At 70.1% G+C, this 17909-nt stretch carries 18 protein-coding genes; 7 read left to right on the forward strand and 11 right to left on the reverse strand.

Annotation, left to right across the window (positions count from 1 at the left end):
• Positions 1-129: 129 nt before the first annotated feature.
• Complete coding sequence (locus ABT304_RS27770; RefSeq protein ID WP_160023190.1) at positions 130-1410, reverse strand: acetyl-CoA C-acetyltransferase; 1281 nt, start codon at positions 1408-1410, stop codon at positions 130-132.
• 150 nt (positions 1411-1560) lie between these two features.
• On the opposite strand from ABT304_RS27770, the gene ABT304_RS27775 reads away from it, so the two are divergent.
• The 5 genes from ABT304_RS27775 (at position 1561) to ABT304_RS27795 (ending at position 5421) form a co-directional block, all read left to right on the forward strand.
• Positions 1561-2883, forward strand: coding sequence for a 3-oxoacyl-ACP reductase (locus tag ABT304_RS27775; protein ID WP_350720244.1), 1323 nt, complete (start codon positions 1561-1563; stop codon positions 2881-2883).
• Positions 2883-3764 (forward strand): MaoC/PaaZ C-terminal domain-containing protein, encoded by an 882-nt coding sequence (locus ABT304_RS27780; protein ID WP_350720246.1) that lies wholly within the window; start codon positions 2883-2885, stop codon positions 3762-3764. Before ABT304_RS27775 ends, ABT304_RS27780 begins: the two co-directional genes overlap by 1 nt.
• Positions 3765-3827: 63 nt before the next feature.
• Positions 3828-4742, forward strand: coding sequence for a GNAT family N-acetyltransferase (locus ABT304_RS27785; protein WP_350720248.1), 915 nt, complete (start codon positions 3828-3830; stop codon positions 4740-4742).
• Positions 4743-4798: 56 nt separating this feature from the next.
• Complete coding sequence (vapB, locus tag ABT304_RS27790; protein WP_350720252.1) at positions 4799-5017, forward strand: type II toxin-antitoxin system VapB family antitoxin; 219 nt, start codon at positions 4799-4801, stop codon at positions 5015-5017.
• On the forward strand, positions 5008-5421 hold the full coding sequence (locus tag ABT304_RS27795) for a PIN domain-containing protein (RefSeq protein WP_350720254.1): 414 nt from the start codon (positions 5008-5010) through the stop codon (positions 5419-5421). Before vapB ends, ABT304_RS27795 begins: the two co-directional genes overlap by 10 nt.
• Positions 5422-5424: 3 nt before the next feature.
• On the opposite strand, the gene ABT304_RS27800 is transcribed toward ABT304_RS27795, so the two are convergent.
• The 3 genes from ABT304_RS27800 to ABT304_RS27810 form a co-directional block, all read right to left on the reverse strand.
• Positions 5425-5775 carry an arsenate reductase family protein gene (locus tag ABT304_RS27800; protein WP_160023178.1) on the reverse strand — a complete coding sequence of 117 codons (351 nt, stop codon included), beginning with the start codon at positions 5773-5775 and terminating at the stop codon, positions 5425-5427.
• 206 nt (positions 5776-5981) lie between these two features.
• Complete coding sequence (locus tag ABT304_RS27805) at positions 5982-6860, reverse strand: acyl-CoA thioesterase (protein WP_350720257.1); 879 nt, start codon at positions 6858-6860, stop codon at positions 5982-5984.
• Between the two features lie 14 nt (positions 6861-6874).
• Positions 6875-7834, reverse strand: coding sequence for a proteasome assembly chaperone family protein (locus ABT304_RS27810; protein WP_350720259.1), 960 nt, complete (start codon positions 7832-7834; stop codon positions 6875-6877).
• Between the two features lie 309 nt (positions 7835-8143).
• On the opposite strand from ABT304_RS27810, the gene ABT304_RS27815 reads away from it, so the two are divergent.
• Positions 8144-9343, forward strand: a complete 1200-nt coding sequence (locus ABT304_RS27815) for a thiolase family protein (RefSeq protein ID WP_160023174.1) — start codon at positions 8144-8146, stop codon at positions 9341-9343.
• Between the two features lies 1 nt (position 9344).
• Positions 9345-11438 (forward strand): 3-hydroxyacyl-CoA dehydrogenase NAD-binding domain-containing protein, encoded by a 2094-nt coding sequence (locus ABT304_RS27820; protein WP_350720261.1) that lies wholly within the window; start codon positions 9345-9347, stop codon positions 11436-11438.
• 90 nt (positions 11439-11528) lie between these two features.
• Here ABT304_RS27820 and ABT304_RS27825 read toward each other — a convergent pair whose 3' ends face one another.
• The 7 genes from ABT304_RS27825 to ABT304_RS27855 all read right to left on the reverse strand — a co-directional run bounded on the left by ABT304_RS27825 (position 11529) and on the right by ABT304_RS27855 (position 17902).
• Positions 11529-11750, reverse strand: coding sequence for a hypothetical protein (locus ABT304_RS27825; protein WP_350720263.1), 222 nt, complete (start codon positions 11748-11750; stop codon positions 11529-11531).
• 148 nt (positions 11751-11898) lie between these two features.
• Positions 11899-13797, reverse strand: a complete 1899-nt coding sequence (gene dxs / locus ABT304_RS27830) for a 1-deoxy-D-xylulose-5-phosphate synthase (protein WP_350720265.1) — start codon at positions 13795-13797, stop codon at positions 11899-11901.
• Between the two features lie 11 nt (positions 13798-13808).
• The gene (locus ABT304_RS27835; protein ID WP_160023166.1) at positions 13809-14261 is read right to left on the reverse strand and encodes an NUDIX domain-containing protein; all 453 of its coding nucleotides are present in this window, start codon (positions 14259-14261) and stop codon (positions 13809-13811) included.
• Between the two features lie 11 nt (positions 14262-14272).
• On the reverse strand, positions 14273-15274 hold the full coding sequence (locus ABT304_RS27840) for a zinc-binding dehydrogenase (RefSeq protein ID WP_350720267.1): 1002 nt from the start codon (positions 15272-15274) through the stop codon (positions 14273-14275).
• Complete coding sequence (gene phnE / locus ABT304_RS27845) at positions 15274-16149, reverse strand: phosphonate ABC transporter, permease protein PhnE (RefSeq protein ID WP_350720269.1); 876 nt, start codon at positions 16147-16149, stop codon at positions 15274-15276. The genes ABT304_RS27840 and phnE overlap by 1 nt, the downstream gene beginning before the upstream one ends.
• Positions 16146-16961, reverse strand: coding sequence for a phosphonate ABC transporter ATP-binding protein (locus ABT304_RS27850; protein WP_350720271.1), 816 nt, complete (start codon positions 16959-16961; stop codon positions 16146-16148). Before ABT304_RS27850 ends, phnE begins: the two co-directional genes overlap by 4 nt.
• Positions 16961-17902 carry a phosphate/phosphite/phosphonate ABC transporter substrate-binding protein gene (locus tag ABT304_RS27855; RefSeq protein ID WP_350720273.1) on the reverse strand — a complete coding sequence of 314 codons (942 nt, stop codon included), beginning with the start codon at positions 17900-17902 and terminating at the stop codon, positions 16961-16963. The genes ABT304_RS27850 and ABT304_RS27855 overlap by 1 nt, the downstream gene beginning before the upstream one ends.
• Positions 17903-17909: the final 7 nt, after the last annotated feature.

Consider the following 17909-nt stretch of genomic DNA (forward strand, 5'->3'; position numbering starts at 1 on the left):
GCAGCGGCTGGTTGGCTGTGTCGTGTAGGTCCTCTGCTAGCTGCCGTCCCCCGGCCCCCCGCTGTCCTTCTCGCCCCCTCTCACCGCCTCCCCCACCCCCCCCCCCCCACGGGGGTGACGCCTCGGGGGTTACTTCTCCAGGATGGCGACGACGCCCTGGCCGCCGGCGGCGCAGACGGAGATGAGGCCGCGGCCCGAGCCCTTCTCGTCGAGGAGCTTGGCGAGGTTGTTGATGATCCGGCCGCCGGTGGCGGCGAAGGGGTGGCCGGCGGCGAGGCTGGAGCCCTTGACGTTGAGCTTCTCGCGCGGGACGGTGCCGAGCGGGGCGTCGAGGCCGAGCTTGTCCTTGCAGAAGTCCGGGGACTCCCAGGCGGCGAGGGTGGAGAGGACCTGCGAGGCGAACGCCTCGTGGATCTCGAAGAAGTCGAAGTCGTCGAAGGTGAGGCCGTTGCGGGCGAGGAGGCGCGGGACGGCGTACGCGGGAGCCATCAGCAGGCCCTCGCCGCCGGCGACGTAGTCGACAGCGGCGACCTCGGCGTCGACGAAGTAGGCCAGGACCGGCAGGTTCTTGGCGGCAGCCCACTCCTCGCTCGCGAAGAGCACGGCGGAGGCGCCGTCGGTCAGCGGCGTCGAGTTGCCGGCCGTCATGGTCGGGTTCTCGCCCTTGACCCCGAAGACGGGCTTGAGCGTCGCGAGCTTCTCCACGGTCGAGCCCGGGCGGAGGTTGTTGTCCTTCTCCAGACCGCGGAACGGGGTGATCTGGTCCTCGAACCAGCCGGCCTCGTACGCGGCGGCGAGCTTCTGGTGGGAAGCGGCGGCCAGCTCGTCCTGGGCCTCGCGGGTGATGCCCCACTCCTGCGCGGTCAGCGCGGCGTGCTCACCCATGGAGAGCTTGGTGCGCGGCTCGACGTTGGCCGGAATGTTGGGGATGACGTCGGCGGGGCGGAGCTTCGCGAAGGCCTTGACCCGGTCGATGTTGGTCTTGGCGCGGTTGGCCTCGAGCAGGACCTTGCGGAGCTTCTCGCCCAGCGCGATCGGCGCGTCGGAAGTGGTGTCGGTGCCGCCCGCGATGCCGGAGTCGAGCTGGCCGAGCGCGATCTTGTTGGCGATGTAGGTCGCGGCCTGGAGGCCGGTGCCGCAGGCCTGCTGCAGGTCGACGGCGGCCGTCTCGGGGGCCAGCTTGGAGCCGAGCACCGACTCGCGGGTCAGGTTGAAGTCGCGGGAGTGCTTGAGCACCGCACCGGAGGCGACCTCACCGATGCGCTCGCCCTCGAGGCCGAAGCGAGCGGCGAGCCCGTCGAGGACGGCGGTGAACATCTCCTGGTTGGACGCGGTCGCGTACGCACCGTTGGAGCGGGCGAAAGGAATGCGGTTGCCGCCCACGATGGCGACACGACGAGTGGTGGTCATGAGTTCATCCTTGTCTGATGAAGCGCTTTGGAGAAGGGTATGTCAGGGAGATCACGAAAAGTGGACACCGAGTTACACGCCTAGTTACAACTGGCCAGTAACATACCAACGTACGCCTCAGAGACCACGTCCAGAAGGATCAGAGAGACCATGAGCGACAAGTACCAGAGCTTCACCCAGTCGGCGATCGGCAAGGTCCTCGTCAAGAACCTCGGGCTGCCGAGCCCCGCCAAGCTCGAGCGGTACGCAGCCGGTGCCCCGCTCGTGAAGGGCACCGTCCTCGTCGGCGGGCGTGGTCGTCTGGCCGAGTCGCTGAGCGGGCTTCTGGGCGAGCTGGACGTCACCTCCACCGACGCCGCAACCCCGGGCACCAAGCTCAAGGGTCTCGTCTTCGACGCCACCGGCCTCACCTCCACCGCCGACCTGGTCGCGCTCCAGGAGTTCTTCACCCCGGTGCTGCGCAGCCTGGAGAACAACCCGCGCGTGGTCGTGATCGGCACCCCGCCCGAGCAGCTCAAGGGCGCTGAGCGGGTCACCCAGCGCGCACTGGAGGGCTTCACCCGCAGCCTCGGCAAGGAGATCGGCAAGGGCGGCACCGTCCAGCTGGTCTACGTCGCCGAGGGCTTCGAGGGCTCGCTGCTCTCCACTTTGGCCTTCCTGCTCTCCCCGAAGAGCGCCTACGTCTCCGGCCAGGTCGTGCGGATCGGCGCCAAGAACGCCTCCCCCGCGGCCGAACAGGTGGACCCGAAGAAGCCGCTGACCGGCAAGGTCGTGCTCGTCACCGGCGCCGCGCGCGGCATCGGCGAGGAGATCGCCAAGGTCCTGCAGCGCGACGGCGCGACCGTCGTCGGCCTCGACATCCCGCCGTCCGAGGACGACTTGAAGAAGGTCACCCCCGACTACATCACCGCCGACATCACCGCCGAGGACGCCCCCGCCACGATCGCCTCCTACCTCCAGGAGAAGTTCGGCGGCGTCGACATCGTCGTCCACAACGCCGGCGTCACCCTCGACAAGAAGCTCGCCAACCAGAAAGCCGATCGCTTCGGCACCGTGCTGGAGATCAACATCAGCGCCCCCGAGCGGATCACCGCCGAGCTGCTCGAGCAGAAGCTGATCCGCCCCAACGGCCGCATCATCGGCGTCTCCTCGATCGCCGGCATCGCCGGCAACGTCGGCCAGACCTCCTACGGCGCCTCGAAGGCCGCCGTCATCGGCTTCGTCGACTCGCTGGCCGAGGAGCTTCCCGACGGGATCACGATCAACGCGGTCGCGCCGGGCTTCATCATCACCCAGATGACCGCAGCGGTGCCGTTCGCGACGCGCGAGGTCGGCCAGCGGCTCAACGCGATGGCCCAGGGCGGCCTGCCGGTCGACGTCGCCGAGACCATCGCCTGGTACGCCTCGCCGGCCTCCACCGGCGTCAACGGCAACGTCGTGCGGGTCTGCGGCCAGATGATGCTGGGGGCCTGATGAGCACGCCGAAGACCGAGCCCAGCTTCACCGGCAGGTCCGGCCCCGCCCTGCTCGTCCGGGCGGCGCTGCCGGCCATCCCGGGCATCAACGCGCTCCCGGGGATCAAGAAGACCGGCGTCGCCTACGAGGAGCTCAGCCTCACCCGCGAGCCGGTCGCCCTCGAGCGGAAGGCGGTCGACGCGTACGCCGAGCTGTGCGGCTTCCCGATCAAGGACACCGTGCCGCTCCCCTACCCGCACATGCTGGCCTTCCCGCTGCACATGGCGCTGATGTCCTCGCCCGACTTCCCCTCGCCCGCGATGGGGATGGTCCACATCGAGAACTCGATCAGCGGCTACCGCCCGATCTCGGTCGGCGAGGCGGTCGCGGTCACCGCGACCGTGGGCCAGCCCGAGCCGCACCCGGCCGGCAAGGCGTACCGGTTCCTGACCGTCGCCACCGTCGAGGGCGAGGTCGTGTGGGAGTCCACCTCGACGTACCTCGTCCGCGGGAAGCGCAACCCCGACGTCTCCTGGAAGTCTGACTTGATCGAGGTGGACCCGTCCGGGCCGGTGTTCCCGCTCAAGGCCGACCTGGGCCGGCGCTATGCCAAGGTCGCCGGCGACTACAACCCGATCCACCTCTACCCGCTGACCGCCAAGGCGCTCGGGTTCAAGCGCCAGATCGCCCACGGGATGTGGACCAAGGCGCGCTGCATCGCGGCGCTGGAGAACCGGCTGAGCGATGCGGTACGCGTCGACGTGGCGTTCAAGAAGCCGGTCTTCCTGCCCTCCTCGGTCGCGTTCGGGTCACTCAAGCACCTGGACGGTTACGACTTCTCGCTCCACAAGCGGGGCTCGGACACGCTCCACCTGGTGGGGCGCACCACCACTCTGTGACGCCGAGGGCCGCCACGATTTAACCCGTGGCGGCCCTGGTCTCGCAGGTGAGACGGTGCTCGCATGCCTGCCCCACTCCAGCTCCCGCCGCGCTACACCGAGCGGCCGTTGACACTCGCCGATGCCGCCGCCGTGACCCGCGTGATGGCGGCGAACGAGCTGGCCACCGTCGGCGAGGTCCTCATCGAGGAGGCCGACATCGTCGCGGAGTGGCAGCGGCCCTCCTTCGACGTCGGTGCGGCCACCGTCGGCGCGTTCGGACCCGACGGCGACCTGGTGGGCTACGCGGAGTGCTCCGGCGGCGCCCGTGCCGACGCGGCCGTCCACCCCGAGAACTGGGACCGCGGGATCGGCACGGCCCTGGCGGGCTGGATCAGCGCCCGCGCGGCCGAGCTCGGGGAACCCGTCATCGGCATGCCGGTCCCCCAGGGCTCGCCCGGCGACCGGCTGCTCGAGTCGCTGGGTTGGTTCATCCGCTGGGAGTCCTGGGTGCTGGCGTTGCCGCAGGACGCGGCGATCCCCGTGCGCGAGCTGCCGGAGGCGTACGCCATCCGGGCTGCCACACCGCAGGACCACGAGCAGGTGTGGACCGTGATCGAGGACGCCTTCCTGGAGTGGTCCGAGCGCGAGCGGGAACCCTACGCGGACTGGCTCGCCACCACCATCGAGCGGCCCGGCGCCGAGCCGTGGAACATCCGCGTGGTGACCGGCCCGGACGGTGCCGTGGTCGCCGCCGCGGTGCTGGTGATGACCGAGGACGGCCGGGAGGGGTACGTCAGCAGGCTGGCCACCCGAAAGGACCAGCGCAACCAGGGCCTTGCCCAGGCGCTCCTCGCGGACGCGTTCGGCGTCGCCCGCGCCCACGGAGCGACGCGCGCGACCCTGTCGACGGACTCCCGCACCGGCGCCCTCGACCTCTATCTCCACGTCGGAATGGAGGTCGAGTCCACCTGGGTCCACCGGGCGACCCGGCCCTGATCCCGGTTCGACGCCCCGGCCTCGGCTACCATCTTGCGTCCAGGAGGTGGACAGACATGTCCGACGTACTGATCCGAGGGCTCTCGGATGACGAGCTCGCGCGCATCGACACCGAGGCGGCGCGGCTCGGGCTCACCCGCAACGAGTATCTCCGCCGATGGTTCACGCCCGACGCACTGCGTCCGCTGCCACCGGCGCGACCTGTGGCCGGCGGCGACTTCGCGAAGTTCGCCGCGCTCGCCGACCGGGGTCTGATGCGTGACGCATGGTCGTGAGGCGACCCTGGCTGATGCACCGGTCGGCGCTCGCCCGGATGTCCACCAGCCCCGACGCTGAGAAGTGGTCCCGCCTGATCGAGCTGGGACAGGTACGCATCACCACCACGACGCTGCTCGAGATCGGCCACCTGGCGCACTCGGAGCAGGAGTGGTCCGATCTCGTCGAGGACGTGCCGGTGATCCACATGCCGCTCGCGACCCTCACACCGCGTGCGGAGGCACGCGCGCTGGAGATCCAGCGCATCGTGCTGCGCGACGGCCGCCACCGGGCACCGTCGGTGCCGGACCTGCTGGTGGCCGCGGTCGCCGAGGAGGCCGATCTCACCGTCCTTCACGCCGACAACGACGTCGACCTCATCACCCGTACGACCGGCCAGCCGGTCGAGCGGCTGCGAGCCTGAGGCTCAGAAGAGCTCTCGGACCTTCTCGATCGGCCGGGCGAGCACGCCGCGGTCGCCCTTGATCACGATCGGGCGCTGCAGCAGGGCCGGGTGCTCGACCATCAGCGCGACCAGCTCGTCCTCGGAGAGGTCGCGGTTGGCCAGGTCGAGCTCCTTGTAGACCGGCTCCCGCTTCCGCAGCACGTCACGAGCGCTCAGGCCGGTCTTGGCGAGGATGTCCTTGACCTCCTCGGTCCGCAGGCCGAGCACGTGGTAGTCGACCTTCTCGAAGTCGACGCCCTCCTCCTTGAGGAGAACGAACAGGTTCCGACACGTCGTGCAGGTCGGCTTCTCGTACACGGTGATCTGGTCCACGGCGCCACCTTAGCCCGCGGGTCCGGTGCGCTATCGCGGCAGGCGACCAGGGTGTGCGATAGTGCGCCGGCCTATCCCCAAATGCGCTGATGAGACAGACCCGCCGACTCGGCCCGTCCTGACCGAAATGCCCGTCGAGTCGGCTCGTCATGACGAGCCGACTCGGCACCGAATCCCGTCAGGACGAGCCGACTCGACGAAAAGGGTCAGCCGCGAGGCGGGCGGATGAGGCCTTCCTGCGCGACCGTGGCCGCCAGGATGCCGTCGGCGGTGAAGACCCTGCCGATGGACAGGCCGCGGCCACCGTAGGCGGAGGGGCTCTCCTGGTCGTAGAGCCACCACTCGTCGGCACGGAAGGGACGGTGGAACCAGATGGTGTGGTCGAGCGAGGCCATCTGGATGCCCTTTTGGTCCAGCGAGTGGGCTGCCAGGGAGGCCCCGAGGAGCGAGATGTCGGAGGCCCAGGCGAAGGCGCCGCGCTGGATGTTGTCATCGTCGGGAAGCGAGGCGCCCAGACGGATCCATAGGCGCTGCTGCGCCGGGCGTGCCGGGTCGGGCTCGATGCCGAGCAGCGAGTTGCCGACAGCTCGGATCTCAACCGCCTCCCACTCACGCGCCAGCGAGACCGCCTCGGGGCTGCCGGAGTCGGCCATCATCTTCAGGAAGTCGATGCACTTCTCGGGCGGCGGGACGGCCGGCATCGCGTCCTGGTGCTCGAAGCCGGTCTCCTCACGCTGGAAGTTGGCGGTGAGGTAGTAGATGTCGCGCCCCTTCTGGCGCGCCCGGACCCGCCGGGTCTCGAAGGAGCGCCCGTCGCGGATCCGCTCGACGTCGTAGACGATCGGGTAGGACGGGTCGCCCGGCAGCAGGAAGTAGGAGTGCATCGAGTGCACCGTGAAGGCCGGGTCGGCCGAGCGCACCGCGGCCATCAGCGCCTGGGCGGCCACCTGGCCGCCGTAGGCGCGCCCACGCGAGTTGCGGGTCGTGGTGGCACCGTGGAAGAGGTCCTTGTCGATCTCGACCAGGTCGAGCACGCCTACCAGCTCGGCCACTGCCTGATCCGCCGCTACGGCCTCGGTCGTCATGCGTTGAGTTTCTCTCAATCCTTCTCAGGGTTGTCATCGGGGTCGGGACCGTTGAGCCCGGCCAGGAACTGCTCGAACTGCTCACCGAGCTCGTCCCCGGTCGGCAGCGGCTCGTCGGGCGCCAGGAGCGAGCGTCCGGACTCCTCGCCGCGCTGGAAGGTGTCGTACTGCTGCTCGAGAGCGGCCACGACCTCCCGTACCTCGGCATTGTCCTCGATGTAGGACGCGATCTCCTCCTCGCGGCGCTGCGCCTCGGCCTCCAGGTCGGAGACGGGGATCGTCAGCCGGGCCGCGCGCTCCAGCTCCTCGACGAGCACGACCGCCGCGGCCGGGTAGTCGCTCTGGGCGAGGTAGTGCGGCATGTGCACCACGAAGCCGCCCGCCGGGTGCCCCCACTCCCCCAGGCGTACCTCCACCAGGGCCTGGGCGGAGGCCGGGATCCGGATCTCGCCCTTCCAGGGGCTCTCCCAGACCTGGCCGGCGAGCTCCTGCGCGGGGTCGTTGGCGTGCCGGGTCGTGGTCAGCGGCCGCGTGTGCGGCACCGCCATCGGCACCGAGGCGAGCGCGATCACCTCGGTCACACCGAGGCGCTCGATGACCTCGCGTACGGCGCCGGCGAAGGCCTCCCAGCGGTTGTCCGGCTCGGGGCCGTGCAGCAGGAGGTAGGGGTTGTCGCCGGTGTCCTTGAGCAGCCGGACGACCAGGCGCGGCGCGTCGAAGGACTCGTAGTGGTCGCTGACGAACGAGATCGCCGGGCGCCGAGCCCGGTAGTCGTGGAGCTCGTCGACGTCGAAGGTCGCCACCACCGGCGCTCGCCTCGACGTCTGGATCAGATGGGCCGCGGCACGCTCTGCGGCCTTGCCCGCGTCGAGGAAGCCGTCCAGGACGACCACCAGCGGCAGCCGGTCGCCTCCGGCAAGGATGATCTCCTCGGGCAGGTCGTCGACGATGTGCACCAGTCGTGATCCGGCCATCGGTGTCTCCTCCCGTTGCGTACGGCCCTCGCGGACCCCGTCGTCGCTCGGCTCGCCAGGGATCGCGACCCTGGGGCTCAACCTTCTCAATACACGCTTCCACATGACGACAGCGCAGCATCCTGGACGCCCACGTTATTCCCAAGCCGACGCGCGGAGACCGGCGACCTCCCCTCGAACCGCCGGTGTGACCTCCCCCTCGGTGCGGCCGTTGTTACTAGCGGGTAATGTACTCGACGGGCACCACCCGTGCCCGCACCAAAGCGCCGCCAGGCGACACCCGACCGGCAACCCACATGGAGTGACACGGTGACCCGACAGCTGCGAGAAGTCGTCTTCGTCGACGGCGTACGCACACCTTTCGGCAAGGCCAAGGGCCAGTACGCCGAGACCCGCGCAGACGACCTGGTCGTCAAGCTCATCCGTGAGCTCACGCGCCGCAACCCCGAGCTTCCCCCCGAGCGGATCGACGAGGTCGCGATCGCCGCGACCACGCAGATCGGCGACCAGGGCCTGACGATCGGCCGCACCGCCGGCCTGCTCGCCGGACTCCCGCAGTCCGTCCCCGGCTACGCGATCGACCGGATGTGCGCCGGCGCGATGACCGCCGTCACCACCACCGCCGGCGGCATCGCCTTCGGCGCCTACGACGTCGTCATCGCCGGCGGTGTCGAGCACATGGGCCGCCACCCGATGGGTGAGGGCGTGGACCCCAACCCGCGGATCATCTCCGAGAAGCTCGTCGACCCCTCGGCGCTCGTCATGGGCAACACCGCCGAGAACGTCCACGACCGCTACCCGGCGATCACCAAGGAGCGCACCGACGCGTTCGCCGTCCGCTCCCAGGAGCTGGCGGCCAAGGCGTACGCCGACGGCAAGATCCAGCCCGACCTGGTCCCCGTCGCCACCCGCTCCGCCGAGAACGGCTGGGGCCTGGCCACCACCGACGAGCCGATGCGTCCCGGCACCACCACCGAGGACCTGGCCAAGCTGAAGACCCCGTTCCGTCCGCACGGCCGCGTGACCGCGGGCAACGCGGCGGGCATCAACGACGGCGCTACCGCCTCGCTGCTGGCCTCCGAGGACGTCGCCCGCGAGCTCGGCCTGCCGATCAAGATGCGGCTGGTGTCGTACGCCTTCGCCGGCGTCGCCCCCGAGGTCATGGCCGTCGGCCCGATCCCGTCGACCGAGAAGGCTCTGGCCAAGGCCGGTCTCACGATCGACGACATCGAGGCGTTCGAGGTCAACGAGGCGTTCGCGATCCAGGTGCTCGCGTTCCTGGACCACTTCGGCATCGACGAGAACGACTCCCGGGTCAACCCGTACGGTGGCGCGATCGCGTTCGGTCACCCGCTGGCCTCCTCCGGTGTGCGGCTGATGATCCAGCTCGCGCGCCAGTTCGAGGAGCGCCCCGAGGTCCGCTACGGCCTCACCACCATGTGCATCGGCCTGGGTATGGGCGGCACGGTCATCTGGGAGAACCCGAACTGGAACGGCAAGGAGGCCTGACATGACGGACATCAACACGCTCCTCGCCGACGTGGAGAAGCTCTACTCCGACGACGAGGTCGTCACCAAGGCGTTGCTGCAGAAGGTCAACCTTCCCTCCGGCAAGGTCCTCGGTCTGGTCACCCTCGACAACGGCCACGACCACACCCGCCCGAACACCTTCGGGCCGAAGTCGCTGGTCGAGCTCAACACGGCGTACGACGCGGCCCTGGCCGACCCCGAGATCGACGCGATCGCGGTGACCGGCAAGCCGTTCATCCTCGCGGCCGGTGCCGACCTGACCTCGCTGCAGGCGGGCGGCCCCGACGGGATCCGTACGATCGCCGAGCTCGGTCACGCGGTCTTCCGCAAGCTGGGCGATGGCGACGGCACGACGAAGAAGCCGTCCTTCGGCTTCATCAACGGGCTCGCGCTCGGTGGCGGCCTCGAGGTCGCGCTGCACGCCGACTACCGCACCATCCAGGACTCGGTGCCGGCCGTCGGCCTGCCCGAGGTCATGCTCGGCCTGATCCCGGGCTGGGGCGGTGGCTACCTGCTGCCGAACCTGATCGGTCCGGCGAAGGCCGCCAAGGTCTTCATCGAGAACCCGCTCAACAACGGCAAGGTGCTCAAGGGCACCGAGGCCTACGAGCTGGGCATCGCGGACGCGATGTTCGGCGGCGCCGACTACCTCGAGCAGTCGCTGCTGTGGGCCGACGGCGTCCTCTCCGGGACCGTCGAGGTCTCCCGTGAGGAGATCGACCGCGGCGCAGCCTGGGACGAGGCCGCCAAGAACGCCGGCTTCTTCGCCTGGGCCAAGACCGGCGACGCGTCCCCGGCTGCCAAGAAGGCCGTCGAGCTGCTCACCCTGGCCAAGACCGCGACCCGCGACGAGGGCTTCGCGGCCGAGGACGACGCGCTCGTGGCGATGTCGAAGACCCCGCAGCTGCTCGCCTCGCTCTACTCCTTCGACCTGGTGCAGAAGCGCGCCAAGCGTCCGGCCGGTGCCCCTGACAAGGCGCTGGCGCAGAAGGTCACCAAGGTCGGCATCATCGGTGCCGGTCTGATGGCCTCACAGTTCGCGCTGCTCTTCGTCCAGCGTCTCAAGGTGCCGGTCGTCATGGTCGACCTGGACCAGGAGCGCGCCGACAAGGGTGTGGCGTACGTCCACGCCGAGCTCGACAAGAAGCTCGCCAAGGGCCGCGCCTCGCAGGACGCGACCAACCGCCTCAAGGCGCTCGTGACGTCGTCGATCGACTACGCGGAGGCCTTCTCCGACGCCGACTTCATCATCGAGGCCGTCTTCGAGGAGATGGGTGTCAAGAAGACCGTCTTCGCCAACGCCGAGGCCGTCGCGCCGGAGACCGCGGTCTTCGCCACGAACACCTCGAGCCTCTCGATCACGGAGATGGCGGCCGACCTGAAGAACCCCGAGCGGGTCGTGGGCTTCCACTTCTTCAACCCGGTCGCAGTGATGCCGCTGCTCGAGATCATCCGCGGCGAGAAGACGTCGGACGCGGCCCTGGCCACGGCGTTCTCCGTCTCGAAGTCGCTGAAGAAGACCTCGATCCTGGTCAAGGACAGCCCGTCCTTCATCGTGAACCGGCTCCTGGGCCGCTTCATGGGCGAGGTCTCCAAGGTCGCCGACGAGGGCACCCCGGTCGACGTCGTCGAGTCCGCCTTCGCCGGTGTCGCGCCGATGGGCCCGTTCGCGCTGATCGGTCTGGTCGGCCCGGCGATCGCGTACCACAACAACGAGACGCTCGCGAAGGCCTTCCCGGACCGGTTCTACCTCTCCGAGAACCTCCACCGGGTCGTCGAGGCCAAGAAGAGCTCCTTCTTCGGTCCCGACGGGCGCACCCTCGACCCCGAGGTCGAGGCGCTGCTCGTCTCCGGCGACGTGGTCAAGACCGCCGAGGAGGCCCGCCAGCAGTCGCTGGAGGCCATCGCCGACGAGATCGGCCGGATGCTCGAGGAGGGCGTCGCCCAGGCCGCCGAGGACATCGACCTGGCGATGATCACCGGTGCCGGCTTCCAGTTCTGGAACGGCGGCATCACCCAGCTGCTCGACCGTGAGGGCATCTCCGAGAAGGTCACCGGCAAGAAGTTCCACTGACCGAACCAAGTCCGCCCCCGACCGATCTGATCGGTCGGGGGCGGTCCCATGCTGGGCCGGGGTCGGTCCCGGACGCACCTCAGCAGGGACTCAGGCCTTGTCGGTGGCCACCTTGCCGCCTCCGACCGCCGACTCCGGCGTGCCCAGGTTCTGCCGCGCGCGGGGTCGCTGCTGGCGACCCGAGGCCTGCGCCGATCCGCGCCGGCCCTCGATCCTCTTGCGGATCTGTTCGTCCGCCGCTCTGAGATCGAACGGCGCCGACATCTGCTCAGGTGACCAACGGAACTCGGCCACGAGGTCGTCATAGAGCATTGAATCCCCCGAGTGCTGTGTGGTGACGTTACCGAGGGCCCTCGTCGCCCCCGACGGACCCCACTCTAAGCCCAGAACGATCGATCTTCGCCAGGGGCTCGACCAGAGAGACCAACCCCGTAGGGTGAAAATTCGGCCCTTCCGGGCGTCAGAGGCTGACGTCCCGGGGCAGCGGGCTCGGGGTCAGAGCACCCAGGCGCTCGATGGTGTCGAGCGCGACCGCCTGGGGGGTCAGGCCGATGCTCTCCAGGATCTTGGGCCGCTTGGCGTGGTCGAGGAACTCCTGCGGGATGCCGTGGATCTTCACCGGGGTGCGTACGTCGGCGGCGGTCAGCGCCTGCAGGAAGGACGCGCCCACACCGCCGGCGACGCCGTTGTCCTCGATGGTGACGACCAGGCTGTGGTCGGCGGCCGCCTCGATGAGGGCCGGGTCGATCGGCTTGACCCAGCGCGGGTCGACGACGGTGACACCGATGCCCTGGGCGGTGAGCCGCTCGGCGACGCCCACGGCGACCTCGGCCATGGAGCCGACGCCGACGACCAGGACGTCCTTGGTGCCGTTGCGCACGAGCACGTCGGCCTCGCCGAGCTTGGCGATCGTGGGGATGTCCTCGGGCGGCGGGCCCTTCGGGAAGCGTACGACCGTGGGCGCGTCGTCGACCTCGACCGCCTCGTCGAGGAGCTCGTTGAGGCGCGCGATGTCGCGCGGCGCGGCCAGGCGGAGCCCGGGGACGACCTGGAGGAGCGACATGTCCCACATGCCGTTGTGGGAGGCGCCGTCGTCGCCGGTCACGCCGGAGCGGTCGAGGACGAACGTCACCCCGGCCCGGTGCAGTGCGCAGTCCATCAGCACCTGGTCGAAGGCACGGTTGAGGAAGGTCGCGTAGACCGCGAAGACCGGGTGTAGGCCGCCCATCGCCAGGCCGGCGGCCGAGGTGGCGGCGTGCTGCTCGGCGATGCCGACGTCGAAGGTGCGCTCGGGGAACCTGGCCTGGAACGCGTCGAGGCCGACCGGGTGCATCATCGCCGCGGTGATCGCGACGATGTCCTGGCGGCTGTCTCCCAGCCGCACCATCGCGTCGGAGAAGTGGTCGGTCCAGATCCGGCCCTTGGGCTTCTCGGCACCGGTCTGGACGTCGAAGGGACCCGGCGAGTGGAACTGGTCGGCCTCGTGGCGCTCGGCCGGGTCGTAGCCGTAGCCCTTGCGGGTGATCGCGTGCACGATCACCGGACCCCCGAACCGCTTGGCCGAGGTCAGCGCCTGCTCGACCGCGTGCCGGTCGTGGCCGTCGACGGGGCCGACGTACTTCAGGCCGAGGTCCTCGAAGAGGCCCTGGGGCGCGACCGCGTCCTTGAGTCCCTTCTTCACCGCGTGCAGCGCGTCGTAGGCCATCGCGCCGATCCCGGGCACCGCGTTGAGGCGGCGCTTGACCATGTCGAGGACCAGCTCGTAGCGCGGGTTCGTACGCAGCGCCGTCAGCGCCGTGGCCAGGCCACCGATGGTCGGGGTGTAGGAGCGGCCGTTGTCGTTGACCACGATGACCAGCTTGGAGTCGTGCTGGATCGCGATGTTGTTGAGCGCTTCCCAGGCCATCCCGCCGGTCAGTGCGCCGTCGCCGATCACCGCGACGACGTGGCGGTCCTCGCCGCGGATCGTGTAGGCCTTGGCCAGGCCGTCGGCGTAGGAGAGCGCGGTGGAGGCGTGGGAGTTCTCGACCACGTCGTGGTCGGACTCGGCCTGGCTCGGGTAGCCGCTCATCCCGCCCTCGCGGCGCAGCGTGCCGAAGTCGCCGGCCCGGCCGGTGACGAGCTTGTGGACGTAGGACTGGTGGCCGGTGTCGAAGACGATCTTGTCGCTCGGGCTGTCGAAGACCCGGTGCATGGCCAGGGTCAGCTCGACCACGCCGAGGTTCGGCCCCAGGTGGCCGGTGTTGGTGGCCACCGTCCGGATCATCAGGTCCCGGATCTCGCTCGCGAGGAGCTCCAGCTGGTCATCGGAGAGATCACGAAGATCCTGCGGCGCGGCGATGCGTTCGAGGAGACCCATAGGAGAGGATTCTACGGCGCGGCCCTGAGGGCCGCCGACCCGGATAGGGCCGCATGCTGCGGCGATCCGAGGAAGGGTGTCAGCCCGATCCGAGCAGAGTCGCTGAGGTCCAGGTCAGGCGCCTTCGCCGGGTCGACGAAGACGATCTGACGGCCCTCGTGGCACACGATGTCGGCGTCGGCGAGATCGACGGCCGCGGCGTACAGGTGGATCTTGTCGTCGGTGCCGGTCTCGGGGTGGCGGAGCTCCTGGACGGCGACCAGCTGGAGGTCCTCGGGAGCGAGCCGAACCTCGGTCTCCTCCTCGAGCTCACGCACGGCGCCGGCCAGCGGGTCCTCCCCCGGCTCCAGGTGGCCGCCGCAGAAGGCCCACTTCTCCGGCGCGATCACGGGGCGTTCGTCACGCTCCTGGAGCAGCACCCAGCCACGACGGTCGACAAGGATCACAGCGGCGAACTCGGTCATGATGCGCGAGCCTAGTTGCTGCCTGGACGCACCGAGGCTCGCGGTCTACCCAGCTCGCTCGTCAGTACGTCCCCGACACGGTCGAGCCCGACGGGCTCCTCCACCAGCTCCGCCCATGGCCGCTTCGACGCGGCGAGGAAGGCGACCGCCTGCTCCAGGTGGCGCGGCTCGTAGTTGTGTACGCCGCTGACCGACCGCCAACCGCGCACGATCGCCTCCGGGTCGACCGAGACCGCGCGCCCCGGGGAGACCGAGCCCACCAGGACGAGGGAGCCACCGATGTCGAGAGCCCCGAGCGCCGCCTCGACCGCCGAGGCGGCACCGGAGAAGTCCATGGCGACATCGACCAGCGGAGGCGCCTGCCCCGCGGAGAGCGTCGACGTCGCGCCGAAGCCGACGGCCAGCTCCAGCCGCGCGGGGTCGACGTCGCTCACCACGACCTCGGCCGCTCCGGCGTCGGCCGCGACAGCCACCGCGGTGAGCCCGAGCATCCCCGCGCCGACCACCAGCACGCGCTTGCCGCGCAGCGAGCCGGCCCGCTCCACGGCCGCCATCACCGTCGCGGTCGCGCACCCGGCCGGCGCGGCGACCTCGTCGGCCAGGGTGTCGGGGACGGGCACGACGGCGGTGCCGGCGGGCAGCAGAACGTGGGTCGCGTAGGTGCCCGACAGCGGCCAGGCCGGCACGTACGGCTCGTGGCCGAGCTTGCGCACCGAGCGACACTTCGCGGTGAGCCCCCGGCCGCAGCGGTCGCAGGTTCCGCACGAGACGGTCACGCCCCAGACCACGCGCCGGCCCGTGCCCACGATCCGGCCCACGCCCTCGTGCCCGAGCACGCTCGGGCAGGCACCGGGACGCCGACCGGAGACCGTGTGATGGTCGGAGCCGCACACCGTCGCGAGGTCGATCTCGACCAGCGTCTCCCCCGGCCCCGGCACCGGCAGGTCCACGCTCTCCAGCGTCACCTCGGCGCCACCGCGCCACACCGCGAGCCGTGCCTCGAGCCGTGCCATCAGAGCGCGCCGACCTTCCGACGCAGCCAGGCGCTGAACAGGTCGATGACGATGATCAGGACGATCACCATGCAGACGTACGTCATCATCGTGTCGAAGTGGAAGCTGTCCACCTCGGTCTTGATGAAGAACCCGATGCCGCCGGCACCGACCGTGCCGAGGATGACCGAGCTGCGTACGTTGGTGTCGAAGCGGTAGAGCAGCAGGCCGAGCAGCGACGGCATCACCGCGGGCAGCACGGCGTGCGCGGCCGACTGCGCGGGCGAGGCTCCGGCCACCCGGAGCGCCTCGACGGGTCCCTGGTCCACCTCGTCCATGGCCTCGGACCAGAGCTTGCCCATGACCGCGACGTTGTGGATCGCCAGCGCGATCACACCCGGGAACGCTCCGAAGCCGACCGCGGCGATGAACATCAGCGCATATACGGTCTCCGGGATGGCCCGCAGCACCGACATCACCGCGCGACCCAGGAGCCACAGCGGGGCGAACCGGTTGGTCGTACGCGAGGAGACGACCGCGAACAGCAGCGCCACCGGTATCGACAGGGTCGTGCCGAGCAGGCCGATCCAGATGGTGAGCAGGCAGTACTCCAGGCCGGGCCGAACGGTCTCCGACCAGCGCAGATCGAGCGGGAAGGCACCGTCCTGATGGATGGTCTTGCCGTTCGGGTAGGTGCGGTCGACTCCGAACAGGAAGTTCCACAGCCCCCGCCAGCCCTCGAGCAGCTCCTTGGGCGAGGTGTTGGTCTGTACCGCGGCGTACCAGTGCACGAGGACCAGGGCGACCGTGATGGCCGCCCCGACGGCGATGCCGGAGGGCCGGAACCGGGGTGGGATGTCGAGACGTGGTTCCGGGGCCTTGGTCAGACTGCTCATGCGAACTCCCTCATCTCGGCGCCCGCGGTGACCTGGGCCGCCTCGGCGGCCTCCAGCGCTTCCAGGGCCGGCCGGTAAAGACCTGCGACGGTCTCGTCGGTGACCTCGGCGCTGCTGCTGTCGAAGACCAGCCGGCCACCGGCAAGCCCGAGGATCCGGTCGGAGAAGCGGCGCGCCAGGTCGGGCTGGTGGAGGACCGCTGCGACCGCGAGACCGTCGTCGTCGGCCAGAGATCGGAGCAGGTTCATCACCTGCTCGGAGGCGGCCGGGTCGAGCGCCGAGACCGGCTCGTCGGCGAGCAGCACCTTGGCGCGCTGGCACAGCGCGCGGGCCACCGCGACCCGCTGCTGCTGGCCGCCGGAGAGGCGACCCGCCTTCTCCCGGGCCCGGTCCGCGAGACCGACCCGGTCCAGGCAGGCCATCGCCTCGGCCTGCACCTCGCGCGGGAAGGCCAGCACCGACCAGGACCGGCTCAGGCCGAGCCGCCCGAGCGCACCCGCGCAGACGTTGTCGAGCACGCTGCGACGGGGCACCAGATGGATCTTCTGGAAGACCATCGCCACCGTCGGCACCGCCTCCCCGGCCTTGGCTCTGACGCCGTCGACCGTGATCGTGCCACCGTCGGGCCGCTCCAGACCGACCACGCAGCGCAGCGAGGTGGACTTGCCGGAGCCGTTGGCTCCGAGGAGGCTGACCACCTCCCCGGCGGCGACCTCGAAGGCCAGGCCGTCCAGGACCGTCTTATCCCCGAACGCCTTCCTCAGGCCGTCGATACGCAGCATGGCCGCCCCGGGAAGGTGATCAGCGCCCATCAGAGGTCGTCCGTGGTCAGGTCGAGGGCCTCGGCGAGGTCGGTCACCGGCTGGTAGTCCTCGTCGGTGACCGCCACCAGCGCCGGCTTGCCGGCGGGCGGGGTGAAGTCGAGGTACTCGCCGATCTCTGCGACCGAGTCGGCAGGCAGGTTCAGCAGCGCCTCCTGGACGGCCTCGGACACCTCGGGAGTCATGTTCGGGCCCGCCGCGATCGGGTCGTTCAGGATCGGCTCGGACCTCCAGATCTGGCGGAAGGCGGACTCGTCGAACTGGCCCTCGGCCGTCGCCGAGGCCAGGGTCTGGCTGTTGATCTCGGCGGCGTCGACCTTGCCGTTGACCAGGGCCAGCAGCGCCTCGGTGTGGCCGCCGGCGTACTCGGCCTTGACGTTCTTCTCGATCCCGGCGTCGATGAGCGCCTTGCGCGGCACCGCGTCACCGGAGGTGGAGCCCGACTCGGACAGCGCCAGGGTCTTGCCCGCCAGGTCCTCCACGGACTGGACCGGCGAGTCCTTCGGCACCCAGATGCCACCGGTGTAGGAGGAGACCTGGCCGTCCTCGCCCGCGAAGGAGGCCAGCGGCGTGGCGCCGGCCTGCTTCTGGGCGAAGACGTAGCCCAGCGGCCCGAACTGGCCGATGTCGAGCTTGCCGTTCTGCATGGCCAGGATCTCGGCGACGTACGTGTCGGAGATCTGCACCTCGACCTCGCAGCCGAGCTCCTCGCCGAGGGCCTTGCCCAGGGTCTCGTAGACGGGGATCAGGTTCTTGGGGTCCTCGAAGGGCTCGACGCCCATCGTCAGGGTGCCGTCGGGGCAGATCTGGTCGGGACCGACCTCGCCGCCCGCGGCGGCCTTGTCGGTCGTCGCCTCGCTGCCGCAGGCGGCCAGGGCGAGAGTCAGGGTGGCGGCGCCGGCGAGGGCGGTGAGGGAGCGCAGGGGGGACATGTTCGGT

It is taken from the genome of Nocardioides sp. NPDC000445, from assembly GCF_040300245.1.
Classification (GTDB): Bacteria; Actinomycetota; Actinomycetes; order Propionibacteriales; family Nocardioidaceae; genus Nocardioides.

Excerpts from the sequence above, each read along its gene's own strand:
- ABT304_RS27850 (WP_350720271.1), bottom strand. The coding sequence starts at position 16,961 with ATGGGCGCTGATCACCTTCCCGGGGCGGCCATGCTGCGTATCGACGGC.
- dxs (WP_350720265.1), bottom strand. The coding sequence starts at position 13,797 with ATGGGTCTCCTCGAACGCATCGCCGCGCCGCAGGATCTTCGTGATCTC.
- ABT304_RS27855 (WP_350720273.1), bottom strand. The coding sequence starts at position 17,902 with ATGTCCCCCCTGCGCTCCCTCACCGCCCTCGCCGGCGCCGCCACCCTG.
- vapB (WP_350720252.1), top strand. The coding sequence starts at position 4,799 with ATGTCCGACGTACTGATCCGAGGGCTCTCGGATGACGAGCTCGCGCGC.
- ABT304_RS27775 (WP_350720244.1), top strand. The coding sequence starts at position 1,561 with ATGAGCGACAAGTACCAGAGCTTCACCCAGTCGGCGATCGGCAAGGTC.
- ABT304_RS27795 (WP_350720254.1), top strand. The coding sequence starts at position 5,008 with ATGGTCGTGAGGCGACCCTGGCTGATGCACCGGTCGGCGCTCGCCCGG.
- ABT304_RS27805 (WP_350720257.1), bottom strand. The coding sequence starts at position 6,860 with ATGACGACCGAGGCCGTAGCGGCGGATCAGGCAGTGGCCGAGCTGGTA.
- ABT304_RS27825 (WP_350720263.1), bottom strand. The coding sequence starts at position 11,750 with ATGCTCTATGACGACCTCGTGGCCGAGTTCCGTTGGTCACCTGAGCAG.
- ABT304_RS27770 (WP_160023190.1), bottom strand. The coding sequence starts at position 1,410 with ATGACCACCACTCGTCGTGTCGCCATCGTGGGCGGCAACCGCATTCCT.
- ABT304_RS27810 (WP_350720259.1), bottom strand. The coding sequence starts at position 7,834 with ATGGCCGGATCACGACTGGTGCACATCGTCGACGACCTGCCCGAGGAG.
- ABT304_RS27835 (WP_160023166.1), bottom strand. The coding sequence starts at position 14,261 with ATGACCGAGTTCGCCGCTGTGATCCTTGTCGACCGTCGTGGCTGGGTG.
- phnE (WP_350720269.1), bottom strand. The coding sequence starts at position 16,149 with ATGAGCAGTCTGACCAAGGCCCCGGAACCACGTCTCGACATCCCACCC.
- ABT304_RS27820 (WP_350720261.1), top strand. The coding sequence starts at position 9,345 with ATGACGGACATCAACACGCTCCTCGCCGACGTGGAGAAGCTCTACTCC.
- ABT304_RS27785 (WP_350720248.1), top strand. The coding sequence starts at position 3,828 with ATGCCTGCCCCACTCCAGCTCCCGCCGCGCTACACCGAGCGGCCGTTG.
- ABT304_RS27780 (WP_350720246.1), top strand. The coding sequence starts at position 2,883 with ATGAGCACGCCGAAGACCGAGCCCAGCTTCACCGGCAGGTCCGGCCCC.
- ABT304_RS27840 (WP_350720267.1), bottom strand. The coding sequence starts at position 15,274 with ATGGCACGGCTCGAGGCACGGCTCGCGGTGTGGCGCGGTGGCGCCGAG.